At 59.6% G+C, this 13618-nt stretch carries 16 protein-coding genes; 6 read left to right on the top strand and 10 right to left on the bottom strand.

The features are described from left to right. Positions 1-35: 35 nt before the first annotated feature. The 4 genes from murJ to rimJ all read right to left on the bottom strand — a co-directional run bounded on the left by murJ (position 36) and on the right by rimJ (position 3832). Complete coding sequence (murJ, locus tag JL05_RS14710; RefSeq protein ID WP_033632836.1) at positions 36-1571, bottom strand: murein biosynthesis integral membrane protein MurJ; 1536 nt, start codon at positions 1569-1571, stop codon at positions 36-38. 106 nt (positions 1572-1677) lie between these two features. Next, entirely contained in the window at positions 1678-2598 is a 921-nt protein-coding gene (locus JL05_RS14705; RefSeq protein WP_033632835.1) for a Gfo/Idh/MocA family protein, read from the bottom strand. Beyond that, on the bottom strand, positions 2591-3238 hold the full coding sequence (locus JL05_RS14700; protein ID WP_033632834.1) for a YceH family protein: 648 nt from the start codon (positions 3236-3238) through the stop codon (positions 2591-2593). The genes JL05_RS14705 and JL05_RS14700 overlap by 8 nt, the downstream gene beginning before the upstream one ends. A 9-nt stretch (positions 3239-3247) precedes the next feature. After that, positions 3248-3832, bottom strand: a complete 585-nt coding sequence (gene rimJ / locus JL05_RS14695) for a ribosomal protein S5-alanine N-acetyltransferase (protein WP_004929636.1) — start codon at positions 3830-3832, stop codon at positions 3248-3250. Positions 3833-4178: 346 nt separating this feature from the next. Here rimJ and mdtH point away from each other — a divergent pair, with 346 nt between their 5' ends. From mdtH to JL05_RS14670, 5 genes are all read left to right on the top strand, one after another. Then, positions 4179-5384: a multidrug efflux MFS transporter MdtH gene (mdtH, locus tag JL05_RS14690; protein ID WP_033632833.1), complete on the top strand. Its 1206-nt coding sequence runs from the start codon at positions 4179-4181 to the stop codon at positions 5382-5384. A 73-nt stretch (positions 5385-5457) separates the two neighbouring features. Further along, positions 5458-5706 carry a hypothetical protein gene (locus JL05_RS14685; RefSeq protein WP_004929632.1) on the top strand — a complete coding sequence of 83 codons (249 nt, stop codon included), beginning with the start codon at positions 5458-5460 and terminating at the stop codon, positions 5704-5706. Between the two features lie 127 nt (positions 5707-5833). Beyond that, positions 5834-6481 (top strand): glutaredoxin 2, encoded by a 648-nt coding sequence (grxB, locus tag JL05_RS14680; protein ID WP_033632832.1) that lies wholly within the window; start codon positions 5834-5836, stop codon positions 6479-6481. A 32-nt stretch (positions 6482-6513) separates the two neighbouring features. Next, positions 6514-8154 (top strand): ABC1 kinase family protein, encoded by a 1641-nt coding sequence (locus JL05_RS14675; protein WP_033632831.1) that lies wholly within the window; start codon positions 6514-6516, stop codon positions 8152-8154. A gap of 152 nt (positions 8155-8306) precedes the next feature. Continuing rightward, complete coding sequence (locus JL05_RS14670; protein ID WP_033632830.1) at positions 8307-8870, top strand: lipoprotein; 564 nt, start codon at positions 8307-8309, stop codon at positions 8868-8870. A 57-nt stretch (positions 8871-8927) separates the two neighbouring features. Here JL05_RS14670 and yebF read toward each other — a convergent pair whose 3' ends face one another. The 5 genes from yebF to cspE form a co-directional block, all read right to left on the bottom strand. Then, a complete protein-coding gene (gene yebF / locus JL05_RS14665) occupies positions 8928-9287 on the bottom strand; it encodes a protein YebF (RefSeq protein ID WP_015378148.1) in 360 nt (119 codons plus the stop codon). Between the two features lie 71 nt (positions 9288-9358). After that, entirely contained in the window at positions 9359-9667 is a 309-nt protein-coding gene (yqfB, locus tag JL05_RS14660; protein WP_021503892.1) for a N(4)-acetylcytidine aminohydrolase, read from the bottom strand. Between the two features lie 39 nt (positions 9668-9706). Then, entirely contained in the window at positions 9707-10030 is a 324-nt protein-coding gene (locus JL05_RS14655; RefSeq protein WP_004927565.1) for a YebG family protein, read from the bottom strand. A gap of 88 nt (positions 10031-10118) precedes the next feature. After that, on the bottom strand, positions 10119-11501 hold the full coding sequence (gene dbpA, locus JL05_RS14650; RefSeq protein ID WP_031299688.1) for an ATP-dependent RNA helicase DbpA: 1383 nt from the start codon (positions 11499-11501) through the stop codon (positions 10119-10121). Between the two features lie 147 nt (positions 11502-11648). Then, positions 11649-11858, bottom strand: coding sequence for a transcription antiterminator/RNA stability regulator CspE (gene cspE, locus JL05_RS14645; protein ID WP_004927572.1), 210 nt, complete (start codon positions 11856-11858; stop codon positions 11649-11651). 246 nt (positions 11859-12104) lie between these two features. Here cspE and purT point away from each other — a divergent pair, with 246 nt between their 5' ends. Continuing rightward, positions 12105-13283: a formate-dependent phosphoribosylglycinamide formyltransferase gene (gene purT, locus JL05_RS14640; RefSeq protein WP_033632828.1), complete on the top strand. Its 1179-nt coding sequence runs from the start codon at positions 12105-12107 to the stop codon at positions 13281-13283. Between the two features lie 34 nt (positions 13284-13317). Here the strand turns inward: purT and JL05_RS14635 are convergent, their stop codons facing one another. Continuing rightward, on the bottom strand, positions 13318-13557 hold the full coding sequence (locus JL05_RS14635; protein WP_015378151.1) for a YoaH family protein: 240 nt from the start codon (positions 13555-13557) through the stop codon (positions 13318-13320). Positions 13558-13618 lie beyond the last annotated feature (61 nt).

Raw genomic sequence — 13618 nt, 5'->3', positions numbered from 1 at the left:
CGCCAAGGCGACCTTTTTTTGTTCTTGCATTCGGCTCAGGCGACGCGGCGCGCAAAATCACGCGGGCGGAAGCCCAACCCGGCCAGCACGCCAAAGTAGGCCACGACACCGGCCACCACCACCGCCGCCAAACGCAGCAAACGTTCCAGCATATTGCCCTGATCCCAGGCCGGCATCAGCCACATCACGCCAATCAGCACCGCCGACATCGCCAGCACGGCGATCACCAGCTTAGTGAGGAACAGCGCCCAACCCGGCTGTGGCTGGAAGATCTTCTGCTTGCGCAGCTGCCAATACAGCAGCGAGGCGTTCAGGCAAGCCGCCAAGCCGATCGACAACGCCAGGCCGGCATGCTTCAGCGGACCAATAAACGCCAGGTTCATCACCTGCGTCATGATCAGCGTGATGATAGCGATCTTGACCGGCGTTTTGATGTTCTGCCGCGAATAGAAGCCCGGCGCCAGCACTTTAACCACGATCAGCCCCATCAGCCCCACCGAGTAAGCCACCAGCGCGCGTTGCGTCATCGCCGCGTCAAAGGCGCTGAACTTGCCGTACTGGAACAGCGAGACGGTCAACGGTTTGGCCAAAATGCCCAGCGCGATGGCGCTCGGCAGCGCCAGCAGGAAGCACAGGCGCAGCCCCCAATCCATCAGGCGCGAATACTCATCGTGGTTGCCGCTCGAGAAGCTTTTGGCCAGCGACGGCAGCAGGATGGTGCCCAATGCCACGCCCAACACGCCGGAAGGAAATTCCATCAGGCGGTCGGCGTAGTACATCCAGGACACCGAGCCGGATACCAGGAACGATGCGAAGATAGTATTGATGATCAGCGAGATTTGGCTGACCGACACCCCAAGGATCGCCGGCCCCATCTGACGCATTACCCGCCAGACTCCGGCATCGCCCAATTTGATGCGCGGCAGCACCAGCATGCCGATCTTGCGCAGGTGCGGCAGCTGGTAACCCAGTTGCAGCACGCCGCCCACTACCACCGCCCACGCCAGCGCCAGCACCGGCGGGTGGAAATACGGCGCGGCGAACAGCGCGAAGCCAATCATGCTGACGTTAAGCAGCGTTGGCGCAAAGGCCGGGATCGAGAAGCGGTTCCAGGTATTGAGGATCGCCCCCACCAGCGACGCCAGCGAGATCAACAGAATATAGGGAAATGTGATGCGCAGCAGCGCCGACGTCAGGGCAAACTTGTCGGGCGTATCGGTAAAGCCCGGCGCGGTGAGATAGATAACCCAGGGCGCGGCCAACATCCCCAGCACCGTCACCACCGCCAGCACCAGCGTCAGCAGCCCGGAGACATAGGCGATAAAAGTGCGTGTCGCCTCGTCGCCCTGCTGGCTTTTGTATTCGGCCAGGATCGGCACGAAGGCCTGCGAAAATGCCCCTTCGGCAAAGATACGGCGTAACAGATTCGGGAGTTTGAACGCCACGAAGAAGGCGTCCGTTGCCATGCCGGCCCCGAACACCCGCGCGACGATCGCATCGCGGGCAAAGCCCAACACCCGCGAAAACATCGTCATCGAGCTGACGGCAGCCAAGGATTTGAGTAGGTTCATGTGGTTGTCTGATAGGTACCGTAAATATCAACGCCTGCAACAGCAGGCGTCAGTGAAACAATCGGCTCAGTTTACGCATCCGGAAAAGAATAGCTACCGCCAGATGTTACATAGAGTTATCCCGCAGCAAACGCTCGACCACCCGCTGGGCAAGCAGCGCCTGTTCGCCGCCGGTTTCTGGCGCGCTCTGATTGGCGACGGCATCAAGGAAATGCCGCACCGCACCGTCGAAGCCGCGTTGCACCAGCGTGCTTTGCCAGCCAGGCACCGGTTGTTCCAACTCGCCCTGCGCATCTTCACGCAGCCAGTGGCGCATATCGGTCAACTGATACAGCGCGCCGTCTGTCACCGCCTGCACGCTTTCGCGCTGGCTGCCGCCGCGGCGATGCATGCTGGTCGTCACCTGCGTATCGCCGCAGGCGAAGTGATGCTCGGCGTACAGCATTTCGCCTGCGGCGTTGGTGCGCACGCTGCCGCTCAGCAGTTGCTCGCCGCCGCCCGCCAGCCACAGCGCCGTGTCCACCACATGCAGGTAATCATCCAACAGGGTAAAACGCAGATCGTGCGGGCCGACGCTGTCCGCCCGATGTTTATCCATGCGAATGGAGGCCGGCTGGTTCATTTGCTGCTTGAGCTGCCGGTAAAGCGGCGCGAAACGCCGGTTGAACCCCACCATCAGCGTTTTGCCTCGCCGCTCGGCCAGCTCAAGCAACTGCTCGCCCTGCTCCAGCGTCTCCGCCAGCGGTTTATCGACGTAAACGTGTACGCCGCGGTTCAGCAGCTCGCCTATTACCGAAAAATGGCTGGCGGTGCTGCTGTGAACAAAGACCGCGTCGCACTGTTCGGCCAGGCTGTCCAGCCGGGAGAAACAGGCCATGCGGTAGCTATCGCACAGCGGCTGCGCTTTTTGCTGATTGGGCGAAAAACCGCCCACCAGCGACCAATCCGCCGCCTGGCCGAGGATTGGCAGGTAAGCCTTCTGCGCGATACTGCCCAATCCCACCACGCCTACACGCAATTTAGTCATTCGCATCCCTCACCAACAGGTGTTGCAACTGCCGTTTCAGTTCCGCCACTTCGCTTTCCAATGCGCTAACCCTGGCGCTCAGTTCGCCGTCGTCCTCGGATTCGAACGCCGCCGGCGGCGCTTCATCAATCTGGCCGCTGAACAGATGCATGAATCGGCTTTCGCGCTTGCCCGGCTCACGCGCCAGGCGCACCACGAACGGGCCATCTTCTCGCGTGGCCAGCTGTTGCAACACCTGTTCGACCTCGCTGACATCACTGAACTCGTGCATCCGATTGGTACGGGTGCGCAGCTCGCCGGGCGTTTGCGCGCCGCGCAGCAGTAAGGTGGCAATCACCGCCAGTTCGGCGGGCGAAAGTTTCAGCTGGCCAAATTCGGAATTGCAAAACCGCTGCTCGTACTTCACTACCCGGTTGCCGAATCCGCTGAGGGTGCGCAGGAAATGTTTGCGCAGCAACAGATCGAGCAGCTGCTGCACCTCGCTTTCGCTCAGATCCATCACCGGTTCACGGTTGGTCTTTTGGTTGCATGCCAGCGTAATGGCATTCAGCGAAAGCGGGTATTGGTCCGGCGTCGTCACCTGTTTTTCCAACAGGCAGCCGATGACCCGGGCCTCTTTGGCGTTCAATTCATATTTCATCGTTTGGCCTCAACGTGGGGGTAGCCACTCTTTATTGGTGTATGCCGTCAAAACGTGGTCTTGCCACTGGCCGTCGATCAGCAGGTAATCCTTGGCGTAACCTTCGCGTTCGAATCCCAGACGCGTCAGCAATGCGCCGCTGCGCTGGTTGTGCGGCATATAGTTGGCCATGATGCGGTGCATGCGCTGTTGGCGCAGCATATAGCGGATGGCGGACTGCAAGGCTTCGAACATCAGCCCCTGCCCCTGCCATTTCTCCCCCAGCGAATAACCGAGGAAACAGGCGTGAAACGAACCGCGCAGCACGTTGCTGAAGTTCGCCACGCCGCGCACTTCCTGCTCTTCTGGATCGAGCAGGATAAAATAGTAGGCGCTGCCCTGCTTTTGCATTTCAGCGATCATGCCCAGACGCGCCTGCCAGCCGGAAGGATAACAATGGCTTTCGTCGCGTACCGGCTCCCAGGGTTTGAGAAAGGCTCGGTTCTCGGCATAATAATCCGCCAGACGATAGGCATCCCGTTCATGCACTAAACGGACCACCATCCGGTCGGTAGTAAGGCGTACTTTTGGCGATGCAGAGCGGTAGCCGAACATCATTTCCCCCGCAGTCAAAACGGTTCGATAAGAAGTATTTATTGGGAAGCCGCGTGGATAATCATCCGATGCCGATCTGATGGCATGATTTTATTTTGCCAATAGCGCTTCAGAACCGCACTTCCCTGCATTCAATATAACCGTAGCCCGCCCCCGAGGTAAAACCTCGGTCGCTCAGTAAATCGCCGAATACGCGTTTTACGGCGTTTTTCCGCCCATTTTGCAGCACAGGTAACACCTTGACGATAAAAAAATATTATCTACTCCGCACCTGTCGCCGTCCGGCAATTGAGTAGAGAATGGTGGGGTTGCCTTCCCCCTCTCTCTTAATTGCTCATGGTGAAGCATGTCTCTGGTATCGCAAGCGCGCAGCTTGGGTAAATATTTTCTGTTGCTCGACAACCTGCTGGTGGTTTTAGGCTTCTTTGTCGTGTTCCCGCTTATTTCGATCCGCTTCGTCGATCAATTGGGATGGGCGGCGTTGATCGTCGGCATCGCGCTGGGTTTGCGTCAGCTGCTGCAACAAGGGCTCGGCATCTTTGGCGGCGCCATCGCCGATCGCTTCGGTGCCAAGCCGATGATCGTCACCGGCATGCTGCTGCGCGCCGCCGGTTTCGCCACCATGGCGATGGCCGATGCGCCGTGGATCCTGTGGTTCTCCTGCGCGCTGTCCGCCCTCGGCGGCACGCTGTTCGATCCGCCGCGCACCGCTTTGGTGATTAAACTGACCCGTCCGCACGAACGCGGCCGCTTTTTCTCGCTGCTGATGATGCAGGACAGCGCCGGTGCGGTCGTCGGCGCGCTGATCGGCAGTTGGCTGCTGCAGTACGATTTCCACTTTGTCTGCTGGGTCGGGGCGGCGATCTTCGTGCTGGCCGCCGGCTGGAACGCCTGGCTACTGCCGGCTTACCGCATCTCCACCGTGCGCGTGCCGATGAAAGAAGGCATGTTGCGGGTCGTGCGCGATCGCCGCTTCCTCACCTATGTCCTGACGCTGACCGGCTACTATATGCTGGCGGTACAGGTGATGCTGATGCTGCCGATCGTGGTCAATGAAATCGCCGGCTCACCGGCGGCGGTGAAATGGATGTACGCGATCGAAGCGGCGCTGTCGCTGTCGCTGCTCTATCCGCTGGCGCGTTGGGGTGAAAAACATTTTCGGCTTGAACAACGCCTGATGGCGGGCCTGCTGCTGATGACGCTCAGCCTGCTGCCGATCGGCCTCGCCAGCAGCCTGCAAGGCGTGTTCACGCTGATCTGCTGTTTCTACCTGGGTTCGATCATCGCCGAACCGGCGCGCGAAACGCTGAGCGCTTCGCTGGCCGATCCACGTGCGCGTGGCAGCTATATGGGCTTTAGCCGCCTTGGTCTGGCGCTGGGTGGCGCGTTAGGTTACACCGGCGGCGGCTGGATGTACGATACCGGACGCACGATGAACATGCCGGAGCTACCCTGGTTGCTGCTTGGGGCAGTGGGCTTCGCTACGTTGCTGGCGCTGTACTGGCAGTTCAGCCCGCGGCGCAGTGCATCGATGATGCTGCGCGGCGGTTAACGCCATACAAATCCGGCCGAATCGGCAACAGCTGCTATCCTGTTAGTAAAAACCCCCACAGGAGCCCGTCGGCATGAGTGAAGAAGCAAAATTACCGCAACTACTCGAACATATGATACTGAACTTGCGCATGATTTATGCGCGTTCCACCCTGGTGGAAAAGGCTCTGGCCCATATCCTCGCCAGCGACGCCGGCCTGAAAAACGATATTATCAAACAGCTGCAGGTCGTCACCGCCGCCAACGAACGTGACAAAATCGACCTGGAAGAAGCTCGCATTCACCTGATCGATGTGCTCAACTCGGTACCGGCCAAGAAATAACGCCCCCTAGCCCGCGCCGGTGCGTGGGCAATATCGCAATAACGCACCATCCAACACACGCACGTCAAGACAGCCTCGATAAGCTGTGGTAACTATTGCTGTTAAAACCTGACAACCCGGAGCAAGCATGAAACTGTTCATTTACGATCATTGCCCATTCTGCGTTAAAGCCCGCATGATTTTTGGCCTGAAACGTCTGCCGATTCGTCTGGTCACGTTGCTCAACGACGATGAGACGACTCCGTTCAACCTGATCGGCCAAAAAATGGTGCCTATCCTGGTCAAAGACAACGGCGAAGCGATGCCGGAAAGCCTGGATATCGTGCGCTATGTCGATAACCTGGACGGCAAGCCGGTGCTGACCGGCCGCACCAACCCGGCCATTGCCGAGTGGCTGCAGCGGGTCGGCGGGTACAGCGCAAAATTGCTGTTGCCGCGTATTGCGCATGCCGATTTCGAAGAGTTCGCCACCGACAGCGCCCGCCGTTATTTTATCGATAAAAAGCAGGCGTCAATCGGTGATTTCGCCGAGCATCTCGCCAACAGCGCCGATCTGATCGCCCAGCTGGAGGCCGATCTGCAAACCCTGTCACCGCTGATCGTCTCCGCCGAAGCGGTAAACGGCGAGCTGTCCGAGGACGATATCCACCTGTTCCCGCTGCTGCGCTCGTTGTCGATCGTCGCCGGGGTCGCGCTGCCGGAGAACGTGGAAACCTACCGCAACCGCATGGCGCAGCGCTGCGAGGTGCCGTTGCTGCTGGACATGGAACAATAACGTTTGAATAACCCAAAGGATAGGGCGTACTGATGCTGAAAATGGTGCTCGCCACCGCTCGCGATCGGGCGCGGCTGAAGGAAATTACCTCCGTTCTGATTCGTTACGGCCTGCAAGACGTTCTGCGTCTGCTGGGCCTGGGGGCTTTGCTGCGCGGCGCCCGCGCTGGATCCGCCCAACAGGACGCACAAACCCTGCCCGAGCGGCTGCGCGAAGCGCTCGAGGCGCTGGGCCCGACCTTCGTCAAATTCGGCCAGATCCTGGCCACGCGTTCTGATCTTCTGGATCCCGCCTGGACCGACGAACTGGATCGCCTGCACAGCCAGGCAGCGGTGCTGCCATGGAAAACGCTGGCACCCCAGATCGTTGCCGACCTGGGCGATGAGCCCGAGCGGCTGTTCGCCGAATTCGATCGCACGCCGCTGGCCGCGGCGTCGATGGCGCAAATTTACCGCGCCCGCTTGCACAGCGGCGAACAGGTAGTGGTGAAAGTGCTGCGGCCCGGTTTGGCGAAAACCATCCACGCCGATCTGCGGCTGCTGGCCTCGCTGGCGGAAACCGTGGAGCAGCAGAGCCCCACGCTGGCACGCTATCGGCCGCGGCAGATGGTCAGAGCGCTGGCGACGGCGCTCAATCATGAGCTGGATTTAACTCACGAAGGGCATAACTGCGATCGCGTCGCCGGGATGTTCGCGCATGAACCCGATGTGGTCGTGCCAAAAATCTATTGGCAATGGTCGTCTCCACGTCTGTTAGTGCAGGAGTACTTGCCCGGCACCGCGCCGGAGAACCCTCAGCAATTGGCGGCGGCGGGCTTTGACGGCCCGCTGCTGGCGCAACGCGGCGCGCGCGCCTTTATGAGCATGGTGCTGGAGCATCGGTTGTATCACGCCGATCCTCACCCCGGCAACGTCATGGCGCTGAGCGGTGACCGCGTCGGCTTTATCGACTTCGGCATGGTGGGCCAACTGTCTGAGCGGCGGCGCAATCAGTTGCTTCTGCTGCTGCAGGCCATCGCCGATCGTCAGTCCGAAGGCATCGTCAACACGCTGATCGCCTGGTCGGACAGCGAACCGCTGGATCTGATGGATCTGGAGCTGGCGGCGCAAAACTTTCTCGACAAACAGGCCGCCGCCACCCTGACGTTGGGCAAGGCTCTGACCGACCTGCTGGTGATGGCGCGTGAACACCAGTTGGCGCTGCCGCCCGATCTGGTGCTGCTGTTCAAGGCGTTAATCACCGCCGACGGCGTGCTGCACCGATTGGATCCAGCCTTTGACATCGTCGCCACGCTCAAACCGATGCTGCAACAAACGGTGCTGCAACGCTATGCCCCTGACGCCGTGCGCCAGCGGTTGTTGGCCCTGGGCGGGGAAGCGCTCGACGCCGGGGAAGAACTGCCGCAAACCCTGCGGCTGTTGGTGCGCCGCCTAAAACGCGGGCAGCTCAATGCCGATATCAACGTCAGTAATCTCGGCCAGTTGAGCAAAGCGCTGGAACGCGCCGCCGTCACCCTGGCTATCGCCATTGTCACCGCCGCTTTCGCCCTGGGCCTGGCGCCTTATCTGATGCACTCCTCACTGCAGTTGTGGGGCATTCCGCTGTTCCCGCTGTTGGGGGCCGCGGCCTGCCTGGCCGGCGTGATCCTCCTGGCGCTGCGATTGCGGAGCTGACGCTTTCGGCGTTATCCGATAGGTGTCGCCCGCTTTTGCGCGCACTATCCTCTGCACATCACCGCCTGCCGTTTTCACGCGCAGGCGGAACGTTTATAATGATTAATCAATTATCTGCAGCACTTTTCGCCAGCAGTCGCAATGAGGCATTAATGAAGAAGATCCTGATGGGCGCAGCCGCCCTGCTGTTCGCCGGCGTATTGGCCGGTTGCAATCAACTGACCCAGTACACCCTGAGCGAGCAGGAAGTGAATGATTACCTGCAGAAACATAACGACTATCAGAAGCAGATCGGCGTGCCCGGCCTGGTGGACGCCAACATCGTGCTGACGCAGCTGCAAAGCCAGATCGGCCGCAGCGAGCCGGGAAAAGTCACCCTTTCCGGCGACGCCAAGGTCAACATCACGTCGATTCTCGGCCCGCAGACCGCGGATCTGAAGCTGACGCTGAAAGCGCAGCCGGTTTACGACCGCGCACAGGGCGCCATTTACCTGAAAGACATGGAACTGACCGATTACAGCGTGCAGCCGGAAAAAATGCAGACGGTGATGAAAGCGCTGACGCCATATCTGAACCAGTCACTGAAGTCTTACTTCGACCAAAAACCGGCTTATGTGCTGAATCCTGACAACAGCAAAACCGAAGCGCTGGCGAAAAAACTGGCGAAGGGATTGGAAGTGAAACCGGGTGAGTTGGTGATACCGTTCAGCGACTGACGCCGTCTGGGGACATCAAGCCCGCCGCCAGGCGGGCTTTTTATTGCCAAAAAAGCGTTACTGCGGCGCGCTGTAGGCGATCTCGCCGGTGTTGCAGTTGAGCGTCACGTTGTAGGTTTTATCTGCCTTGGTGCCACGCACCGTCAACGGCACCTGCCATACCTGATCCTTGCCGGTGATGGCATCCGGGCTGACCCAGGCGATCGGGGTGGCGGTGCCCAGCAGCTTTTTGTCCGATTCCCAGCGCGTGATGCGGTTCTGCAAGAAGTCGCGCTTGACCTGGGCGGCGATATCCGCCGGCTGCAGACCCGCACACTGCCCCACCTTGGCGGCGCGCTGCTCGTGATCCTGCGCCCACACCGCAGTCGATGCTCCCATCATGGCCAACAAGGCGATAGCCAAACCCGTTTTTTTCATATCTCCTCCCGTTGTGATTAGCGCTATCCGGGCGCCCATCCCTGGCTCACAACAGGGTTTCGGCAAAGGGTTTACCGTTTGACGAACTCGATGACAAACAGCGAATCCAGGCCCGGATAGATTTCCTTGATCACCTGCTTCAGTTCGCCGAGCGACATGTTCTCCTGCTGTGCGTGGCGTTCAGTCAGCGCGTCCAGGCGCACCGGCGTTACCGACAGCACTTCGATAAAGCAGAAAAATACGCCGTCTTCATTGCGGCTTACGCGCAATACCTCGCCCGGTTCGAAGTGCGACTCACTGGCATCCCGAATGGTGATGGTTTTGCGCCCGGCCAGAATATCTTGCTCAAAGCGGCTGAAGAAAGTTATTTCACGGCTCATTTTAGATCCTTTTTCATCACAACACCGCAACATAAGTCATTATGCCGCTTGCTTTTCTGACGCAGATCCCTCTTTTGAGTTAGAGGCCGCTTTTTTCGCTTTCGCTTCCGCCGGTTTCTTGAGGGTTTCCGCCGGTGAAGCGCCGCGCAGAATCAGACCCAGCGCATCTTTATTCTCTGCCAGGAAGAAGCTCAGCCCTTCGCGCTGTTCGTCGTCCAGGTTCAGCGGCGCCTGTTGCAGCCACTCTCCGAGGTTATCCGCCAGATCCAGCATTTTGTCGTAGGCGTCGGCTTCTTTCTTGCTCGCGAAAGTCATTTTTTCCTCACCGTTTCTCACCACCACATATTTAACTTCAACCGCCATGCGTGCGTCCTCAAATACTCAAATAACTGTAATTACATACAGTATAAATAGATAATGGCGGGAGGGCAAACCGCCGCCCGCCTTCGGCTTATTTCAGCAGCCGCACCTTGCAGCTCTTGCCTTTGATTTTGCCCTGTTGCAGCTGTTGCAACGCCTTGCGCGCGCTGGCTTTACGGATCGCGACGTAGGCATGCACCGGGAACATGTCGATCTTGCCCACTTCCGCCGCCGTCAGCCCGGCATCGCCGGTCAGCGCGCCAAGGATATCGCCGGGACGGATCTTCGCCTTGCGGCCGCCGTCGATGCACAGCGTCACCATCTCTGCCTCCAGCGAGCCGTTGGCCGCCCCGCTCAGCTCGGACACCGGCGCCCAATCGACGGTCATCTGCAGGTAGTCTTCAATCGCATGCGCCCGCGCCATCTCCTGCGGCGTGCACAGGCTGATCGCCAGCCCGCTCATGCCGGCGCGGCCGGTGCGGCCGATACGGTGCACATGCACTTCGGGATCGAACGCCAGTTCGTAGTTAACCACCAGCTCCAGCTCTTTGATGTCCAGCCCGCGAGCGGCGACGTCGGTCGCCACCAACACTCGGCAACTGCGATTGGCGAAGCGCACCAACACCTGATCGCGGTCGCGCTGCTCCAGATCGCCATGCAGCGCCAGCGCGCTGATGCCGCGGGCCTCCAGGGCCTCAAGCACTGTCTGACAATCGCGCTTGGTATTGCAGAACACCACGCAGGACGCGGGTTGATGGTAGCGAATGGCCGACACCAGGAGCGCCGGACGCTGCTCGCGCGTAGTCTCATAAAAGCGTTGTTCGATAGCGGTCTGCGCTTCGTCATCGTCCACTTCGACGCTCAGCGGCTGACGCTGAACACGCTCGCTGATGCGTTCGATGCCCGCCGGATAAGTGGCGGAAAACAACAGCGTCTGACGCTGCGGCGGCGTGTAGCTGATCACATCGTCGATATCGTCAGCGAAACCCATATCCAACATGCGGTCGGCCTCATCCAGCACCAACACCTTCAGCTCGTCCAGCAGCAGCGTTTTCTTGCGCAGATGCTCCTGAATGCGCCCCGGCGTCCCCACCACGATGTGTGGCGCGTGCACCAGCGAGTCGAGCTGCGGCCCCATCGGTTGGCCACCGCACAGCGTCAGAATTTTGATGTTTTGCGTGAAACGCGCCAGGCGACGCAGCTCTTTGCTCACCTGATCGGCCAACTCGCGAGTGGGACAGAGCACCAGCGCCTGCGTGGCAACCTGAGTAACGACGATGTTATTCAGCAAGCCAATGCCGAATGCCGCCGTTTTGCCGCTGCCGGTTTTCGCCTTGGCGCGCACGTCTCGCCCTTGCAGGATAGCGGGCAACGCGGCGGCCTGCACCGGCGTCATTTTGGCGTACCCCAGTTCGTTGAGGTTGGCCAACTGTTCGGCTGGCAGAGGCAGGGAAGAAAAAGAAACTGTGCTCACGGCGATAACTCTTATATGACGAATGGAATGGCGGCGCGCCCGCAGGTTGGCGCCGAATCAGCGGTAAATGATAACAGAGATGGGCGGCGTTACGGGCAGCGGGCATAAAAAAACCCGCCGGCGGCGGGTTTCTTGGCGGCTCAGTCGTTAAATCGCAACGACGTTGGCTGCGGCTGGGCCACGTTGGCTGTCCTGGATGGAGAATTCAACCTGCTGGCCTTCAGCCAGAGTCTTGAAACCATCGCTAACGATAGCGGAAAAATGAACGAAAACGTCTTTAGAGCCGTCGGCAGGCGTGATGAAGCCGAAACCTTTGCTTTCGTTGAACCATTTAACGTGACCAGTGATCTTGCTCATTTGTGTTTCCTTTACTTGATAAACCTGCCTTGACGGCACGAGACGCGAAAACCTTGCTATATATAGGCCTTCTTTCGCCGTCGCTTATTAACGCACAATCGCCCAGGCAGGGCAAATATTTCTGCTTGTTATAAAAACAGTAAGTTAGCAACAAACCTGGCGCGGCGGCTGTGAACGCAATCGTTTTCGTATATACTGCCCGCCGATCATCAATCCGCTTACTTTCACCAATCCAGGTACGAAACTATGTTAACGATTGGAACCGGCCTGCGCCCTTCCGCCACCCGCGTTATGTTGCTCGGCTCCGGGGAGCTGGGTAAAGAAGTCGCCATTGAATGCCAGCGCCTCGGTCTGGAAGTGATCGCCGTCGATCGCTATGCCGACGCCCCCGCCATGCATGTGGCGCACCGCAGTCACGTCATCAATATGCTGGACGGTGACGCGTTGAAAGCCGTTATCGAACAAGAGCGGCCGGACTATATCGTTCCCGAAATCGAAGCGATCGCCACCGCCATGCTGGTGGAACTTGAACGTCAGGGCCAACGCGTGGTGCCCTGCGCCGAAGCCACGCGCCTGACCATGAACCGCGAAGGCATCCGCCGTCTGGCGGCGGAAGAACTTGGCCTGCCTACCTCCAGCTATCGCTTTGCCGACAGCGAAGCGGCTTTCCGGCAGGCGGTCGAGCACATCGGCTATCCGTGCATCGTCAAACCGGTGATGAGTTCTTCCGGCAAAGGACAAAGCCTGATCCGCGCGCCTGAGCAGCTGCAAAGCGCCTGGGATTACGCGCAACAGGGTGGACGTGCCGGCGGCGGCCGGGTGATCGTCGAAGGGTTGGTAAGATTTGATTTTGAAATTACGTTGCTGACCATCAGCGCCGTGGACGGCGTACATTTCTGCGAGCCGATCGGCCATCGTCAGGAAGACGGAGATTATCGCGAATCCTGGCAACCGCAGCGCATGTCAGCCACGGCGTTGAGCCGTGCTCAGGCTATTGCGGAGAAGGTGGTGAAAGCCCTGGGCGGATTCGGCCTGTTCGGCGTGGAGCTGTTCGTCTGCGGCGACGATGTGATCTTCAGCGAAGTGTCTCCGCGGCCGCACGATACCGGCATGGTTACGTTGATCTCACAGGATCTGTCCGAGTTCGCCCTGCACGTTCGCGCGTTTCTCGGGTTGCCGATTGGCGCCATCCGCCAGTTCGGCCCTTCCGCTTCGGCGGTGATCCTGCCGCAGCTCACCAGCAGCGATGTGCGTTTCAGCGGACTGGAAAATGCGCTGCGCGGGCACAACCAGCTGCGCCTGTTCGGCAAACCGGAGATCGCCGGGCAACGTCGTCTGGGCGTAGCGCTGGCGACGGCCAACACGACGGAACTGGCGGTGGAGCAAGCGAAACAAGCCGCCGCCGCCGTGACGGTCAACGGCTGATACTCACGGGGCCGCTTGCGCGGCCCCGATAACGTCAATAGTCTTCGTCTTCTTCAGCATCGTCATCCCGCGACGCCTCCGGTGCGGCCTCATGTTGCTCGTCTTCGTCATCGAACAATACCGCAACCTGAGCACCCTGATGCTTCTCGCGAATTTCCTGCGCAACGCGAGCAATGGCCTCACCGCTGCTCATGCCCTGCTCCATCAGTTGATGGATGCGATCCGCCGCTTCCTGCTGCTCCGCGTGATTCAGTAATGGCATACCTGCATGCATGTGTCGTTCTCTCCGGCAAAAGGGAGAAGGAGTATACGCGCTAAAGCGGCGGATCCCAACG

It is taken from the genome of Serratia nematodiphila DZ0503SBS1, from assembly GCF_000738675.1.
Classification (GTDB): domain Bacteria; phylum Pseudomonadota; class Gammaproteobacteria; order Enterobacterales; family Enterobacteriaceae; genus Serratia; species Serratia nematodiphila.
The sequence above is the reverse complement of the archived record's forward strand: the minus strand, read 5'-3'. Positions and strand labels throughout refer to the sequence as shown.